Below are 5,752 nucleotides of genomic sequence, written 5' to 3'. Positions count from 1 at the left end.
TGGCCGGCGAGATCGTCGCGCCGAACCCCGGCGGGGCCGACGTCGAACGCCTGCAGCCAGGTGGCGATCCCGGCGAGCGGCTTGGGGTTGAGCGTGTAATACCGCTTCTGGCCCTGGGCGCGCATGCTCACCAGGTCCGCTTCGCGGAGGACTTTGAGATGCTTGGAAATGGTGGGCTGGCTTGCTTCAAGCTCCTGGACCAGTTCCCCCACCGCTTTGTCCCCCTTGCGGAGGGCTATCAGAATGTCACGCCTGGTTGCCTCAGCAATGACGGCAAATACGTCGTCTGTCACCATGCCCTCCACACTAGCGACATATACGCCAGATGGCATCCACGAATTGTTCCGGTGGTGCAAGCCCCCAAGCCCGGCCCCGATTCAGTCGAACCAGGGATCCAGTCCGTGCAGGGGAAACACTTCCTTGCGGGTGGCCATGATGGTGCGGTCCACCTCGTCGTTGGGGTCGAAACCCACTTCCCAGGACCGCCACCAGAGGTCCACGTCGTCGCCCATCATCTCGGGGGGCTCCACGCCGAACCTGGCGCCGTACTTGTCTCTGACGTAGTTGCGCCAGTCCTCCGGAACCGGGGTCCGCAGCGGCACCGGGCGGCCGGCGGCGATGGCTATGAGGTGGCTCCAGGACCGCGGCACCACGCTGACCACGTTGTAGCCGCCGCCCCCGGTGGAAATCCACCGGTTCTCGCAGTAGCGCGCGGCGAGGTTGCCGATCGCCGTGGCGGCCTCGCGCTGGCCGTCCACACTGATGTTCAGGTGCGTGAGCGGGTCAAGCCGGTGCGAGTCGCAGCCGTGCTGGCTGACGATCACTTCCGGTTCGAACGCGCCAATGAGCTGGGGCACGACGGCGTGGAAGGCCCGCAGCCACCCGGCGTCAACGGTGCCGGCCGGGAGGGCGACGTTCACGGCGCTGCCCTGCGCGTTCGGTCCGCCGATCTCGTTGGCAAACCCGGTGCCCGGGAAGAGAGTCAGTCCGGATTCGTGCAGCGAAATGGTCAGGACGCGCGGATCGTCCCAGAAGATGCTTTGCGTGCCGTCGCCGTGGTGCGCATCGACGTCGACGTAGGCCACCCGCCGGACGCCGCCGTCGAGGAGCCGCTGGACCGCGAGGGCGGCGTCGTTGTAGATGCAAAAACCGCTCGCGCGCTCCCGGGAGGCGTGGTGCATTCCGCCGCCGAAGTTCACGGCCCGCACGGCGCTGCCGTCCAGGACAGCTGCGGCCGCCAGCAGGGAGCCGCCGGCCAGCCGGGCGCTGGCTTCGTGCATGCCGGCAAAGGCGGGGTCGTCCTCGGTTCCGAGACCCCTGGCGTGGTCGGAGGTGTCCGGGTTTGCGCTCACGCGCCGCACGGCGGCCACAAACTCCGGGCTGTGGACCGCGCACAGCTCCGCGTCGGTGGCGACGTCCGGAGCCGCTACCGTGACATGGTCCAGATCCAGCAGTCCAAGGCTGCCGGCCAGCTTCGCTGTGAGCTCCATGCGCTCCGGCGCCATCGGGTGGGAGTGGCCAAAGTTGTAGTCAGTCATGGCTGGGGCCCACACCACCGTCGTTGGCAGCGCGGTCTGAGCGAGTCCGGGCAGGAATGTCATCAAACACAGGCTACCCGAGCGGTCCCCGGCTTCCCGCGCGCGCACGGGCGTTCCCCCGGCCATTACCCGGTGTTTAGTGGTTTACTACTTGGGGAAGAAGTTTCAACCGAGGAAGAACATGACGCAAAGCCAGTCGAGGTCCACGAGCCCGGCCAGCTGGCAGCCAGGCATGCCGGAGCGGGAAGGCCTGTGGATCTTCACACGCCTGCGCGACTTCATTGACAGCATCGCGAACAGCTCGCCCGCCCGCCTGGCGCTCTCGGCGTTCGGCGTCGTGATCCTGGTCTTCACCGCTTTGCTCTCGCTGCCCTTAGCTTCCGCGACGGGACAGGTCACACCGCTGCATCAGGCGTTCTTCACCGCGTCGTCAGCTGTCTGCGTCACGGGCCTGACCGTGGTCTCCACGGCTGTGCACTGGTCCTTCTTCGGCCAGCTCGTGATCCTGGTCGGCATTTTCGTGGGCGGCTTGGGCACCTTGACCCTCGCGTCGCTGCTGGCGCTCATGGTGAGCAAGAGACTTGGTGTCCGCGGCAAGCTGATCGCCCAAGAGGCCATGAACGCCGGCCGGCTCGGCGAAGTCGGCACGCTGCTCCGGATCGTAATCGTGACCTCCGTCGTGATCGAGGCGGCCCTGGCCGTGACCCTGATCCCCCGCTTCCTGCTCCTTGGGGAGAGTTTCCCGCAGGCCCTCTGGCACGGGGTCTTCTACGCCATTTCATCGTTCAACAACGCCGGTTTCACGCCGCATTCGGACGGAATCGTCCCCTACGAAACCGATCTCTGGATCCTGGTCCCGCTCATGCTCGGCGTGTTCCTGGGCAGCCTGGGCTTCCCTGTGGTCATGGTGCTGCACCAGAACGGGCTGCGGTGGAAGAAATGGAACCTCCACACCAAGCTGACCATCCAGGTGTCCTTCATACTCCTGGCCGCCGGCACGGTCCTGTGGGGCTTCCTGGAGTGGGACAACCTGCGCACCATCGGGGACATGGACCTCGGCGACAAGATCACGCATGCGCTCTTTGCCTCAGTCATGTTGCGCTCCGGCGGCTTCAACCTCGTGGACCAGAACCACATGGAGTCCACCACCATGTTGCTCTCCGATGCCCTCATGTTCGCCGGCGGAGGTTCCGCATCCACGGCCGGCGGCATCAAGGTCACCACCATCGCCGTGATGTTCCTGGCGATCACCGCCGAGGCCCGCGGCGACGCGGACGTGAAAATCTACGGCCGCACCATCCCCGAGGGCACCATGCGCGTGGCCATCTCGGTGATCGTCGCCGGCGCCACCCTCGTCTCGGTCTCGGCCCTCCTGCTCCTGCACATCAGCCATGCCTCCCTGGACCGGGTCCTGTTTGAAACCATTTCCGCCTTCGCCACGGTGGGCCTCAGCACCAACCTCAGTGCAGAGTTGCCGCCGGAGGGGGTTTACGTCCTCGCTTTGCTCATGTTTGCCGGGCGCGTCGGGACGGTCACCCTTGCCGCCGGCCTGGCCCTGCGCCAGCGCAGCCAGCTGTACCACTACCCGGAAGAGAGACCGATCATTGGCTAGTTCCTCAGGCGCCGTCAACCGCCCCGCCCACAATGCCCCCGTGCTGGTGATCGGGCTGGGCCGTTTTGGTGCATCCACCGCAGAACAGCTGGTCAAACAGGGCCGGGAGGTCCTGGCCATCGAACGCGACCGCAGCCTCGTCCAGAAGTGGGCGAGCGTCCTGACGCACGTGGTGGAAGCCGACGCCACCAACATCGATGCCCTCCGCCAGCTCGGCGCCCAGGAATTCAGTTCCGCCGTCGTGGGCGTGGGCACCTCGATCGAATCCTCGGTGCTGATCACCGTCAACCTCGTGGACCTCGGAATCGAACACCTCTGGGTCAAGGCGATCACGCCCTCGCACGGCAAGATCCTCACCCGCATCGGCGCCAACCACGTCATCTACCCGGAGGCCGACGCCGGCGTCCGTGCCGCGCACCTGGTCTCCGGGCGCATGCTGGACTTCATCGAGTTTGACGACGACTTCGCGATCGTCAAGATGTACCCGCCGCGCGAAACCGTGGGCTTCACCCTCGATGAGTCCAAGGTCCGGTCCAAGTACGGCGTCACGATCGTGGGCGTGAAGTCCCCGGGCGAGGACTTCACCTACGCGCGGCCGGAAACCAAGGTTTCCTCGCGGGACATGCTCATCGTTTCGGGCCACGTGGACCTGCTCGAACGGTTCGCTGCCCGCCCCTAGGCCACAACCGGAGCCTGCGGAAACCGGAGCCGCGGCGGCCTCCGGTGTCCGCCCGGGCCGGCTCAGGCGAGCTGTCGGGTGATTTCTGCGGCGCGCTCAGCCGCCGCGCGGGCGCCGTCGGCAATGATGGCCGGCAGTCCGCGCTCGTCAAAGGTGGCGATGGCCCGTTCCGTGGTGCCGTTCGGGCTCGTGACCGCCTTGCGCAATGCGGCAGGATCCGCGCCGGGCTCAGCCAGCATGAAGCCCGCCCCGGCGACGGTCTCGCGGGCCAGCAACAGCGACAGCTCCGGGTCCAGGCCCAGTCGTGCCCCGGCCTCGGCCATGGCCTCCGCCAGGTAGAAGGCGTAGGCCGGGCCCGAGCCGCTGATCGCGGAGAGGGCGTCCACCTGCTCTTCCGGGATCTCCACGACGGTGCCGGCGGCGGCGAGGATGTCCTTGGCGCGCTGGAGCTGCCCGGCGGAGCAGCTGGTCCCGGGCGAGACGGAGACGACGCCGCGGCCCAGCTTCGCCGGTGTGTTCGGCATCGTGCGGATGACGGGCTGGCCGGCCGGCAGCGCCGCCTCCAGCTGCTCCAGTGACACGGCGGCCGCAACGCTGATGACGATCGTTCCGGGTGAAAGGGATCCGCTGATTTCCCGGGCCAGGTCCGCGATCCCCACGGGTTTGACGCCCAGGATCACGACGGCGGAGCCGGTGGCGGCCTGTTTATTGTTGTCGGGCTCTTCTTCGCCCGCGATGGCGGTGATCCCGTGGTGGCGCTGGGCCAGCTCGGCCGCGCGCCCGGCCCGGCGGACGGTCGCGACAATGTCGCCCGGGTCGACGCCGCCGTCGATCAGCCCCGCCATAATTGCCTCGTTCATTGACCCACAGCCCAGGAATGCGATTCGGTTGCTCATGTCCCCATCATTGCAGTCTGACGTGATTCCCAGCCAGCTCCCACCTTCAGCGCAGTCAGCGCACAACTTTGGAACCTAACGTTGTAACTACCTCATTGAGGGTGCGAGTGATGCAGCAGGCATGCGGATGCCTGCGCGGCACCGGTGGTTGCAGCGGGTTTTCCCATTTTCCCGCAGCGTACCGCCGGTGCCTTTGCCGTTTAAAGCCCCTGCGGCGGAGCCGGCCACCACCCGGCGGGCGCCGTCGGATTGCCAGCGAACACACAGGGAAAACTCGCTGCGCACCCATGATCGGCCATTACCTTTGAAAGTGCCTCAACAGGTGCGAGTGATGATAGCCGGTTCCCCCGGAGCCGGCGGTGCGCCGGGCGATTTGCAGCAGAGTTCCCCCAAGTCCTGCTCCAGATCGCCCGGCCCTACTCTTTTAACCGGCGTGAACGGGCCCGTCACGGGGCGCGGCCCGGCCCAGGTTTCTAACCGTCTGCTTTCTAACCGTCTGCGGCCCCGCCGAACACCGGGCTGCGGAGCTTGCCTTCCAGGAACCGGCGTTCCGCCGCGCTGCCGGCAAGCGCCAGCGCCCGCCTGTAGCCTTCGGCGGCCTCCGGATAGCGGCGCAGGCGCACCAGGAAGTCTGCGCGGACGGCGTGGAAGAGGTAGTAGTTGTCCAGTCCCAGGCCCTCGACCGCCGCCAGCCCGGCAACGGGCCCGCGGAGCTCTGCCAGGGCCACGGCGCGGTTCAGCGCCACGACAGGACCCGGCGCGACGGCCAGGAGCTGGTCATACAGCTGCAGGATCTGCGCCCAGTCGGTGTCCCCGGCGGTCGCGGCGTCGCTGTGGACGGCGTTGATCGCCGCCTGGAGCTGATACGGTCCGGGCCGGTTCCGGCGCAGGCACCGGCGCACCAGCTCACGGCCTTCGGCGGCCAGGGCGCCGTGCCAGAGCCCCCGGTCCTGGGCCGCGAGCAGCACCAGTCCCCCGTCGGGCGTGAATCGCGCGGCGCGGCGGGACTCGATGAGCAGCATCAGCG

At 67.5% G+C, this 5,752-nt stretch carries 6 protein-coding genes; 2 read left to right on the top strand and 4 right to left on the bottom strand.

Annotation, left to right across the window (positions count from 1 at the left end; all coding sequences use genetic code 11):
- Both Y706_RS0118130 and Y706_RS0118125 read right to left on the bottom strand, forming a co-directional pair.
- On the bottom strand, nt 1–296 hold a 296-nt coding region (locus tag Y706_RS0118130; protein WP_028277724.1), incomplete at its 3' end, for an ArsR/SmtB family transcription factor.
- An 81-nt stretch (nt 297–377) separates the two neighbouring features.
- Nucleotides 378–1,601, bottom strand: a complete 1,224-nt coding sequence (locus Y706_RS0118125) for an acetoin utilization protein AcuC (protein ID WP_028277723.1) — start codon at nt 1,599–1,601, stop codon at nt 378–380.
- Between the two features lie 118 nt (nt 1,602–1,719).
- Between Y706_RS0118125 and Y706_RS0118120 the strand changes: the two genes are divergently transcribed.
- Nucleotides 1,720–3,150 (top strand): TrkH family potassium uptake protein, encoded by a 1,431-nt coding sequence (locus Y706_RS0118120; protein WP_028277722.1) that lies wholly within the window; start codon nt 1,720–1,722, stop codon nt 3,148–3,150.
- Entirely contained in the window at nt 3,143–3,829 is a 687-nt protein-coding gene (locus Y706_RS0118115) for a potassium channel family protein (protein ID WP_043436438.1), read from the top strand. Before Y706_RS0118120 ends, Y706_RS0118115 begins: the two co-directional genes overlap by 8 nt.
- 62 nt (nt 3,830–3,891) lie before the next feature.
- Here Y706_RS0118115 and proC read toward each other — a convergent pair whose 3' ends face one another.
- Both proC and Y706_RS28380 read right to left on the bottom strand, forming a co-directional pair.
- Nucleotides 3,892–4,725, bottom strand: coding sequence for a pyrroline-5-carboxylate reductase (gene proC / locus Y706_RS0118110; protein WP_028277720.1), 834 nt, complete (start codon nt 4,723–4,725; stop codon nt 3,892–3,894).
- 488 nt (nt 4,726–5,213) lie between these two features.
- Nucleotides 5,214–5,752 (bottom strand): DUF6596 domain-containing protein (locus Y706_RS28380; protein ID WP_043436437.1); only part of this gene is annotated, 539 nt, incomplete at its 5' end.

The sequence above is a fragment of the Arthrobacter sp. I3 genome, from assembly GCF_000520575.1.
Classification (GTDB): Bacteria; Actinomycetota; Actinomycetes; order Actinomycetales; family Micrococcaceae; genus Arthrobacter; species Arthrobacter humicola_A.
This window is presented reverse-complemented; position numbering and strand designations above follow the sequence as displayed.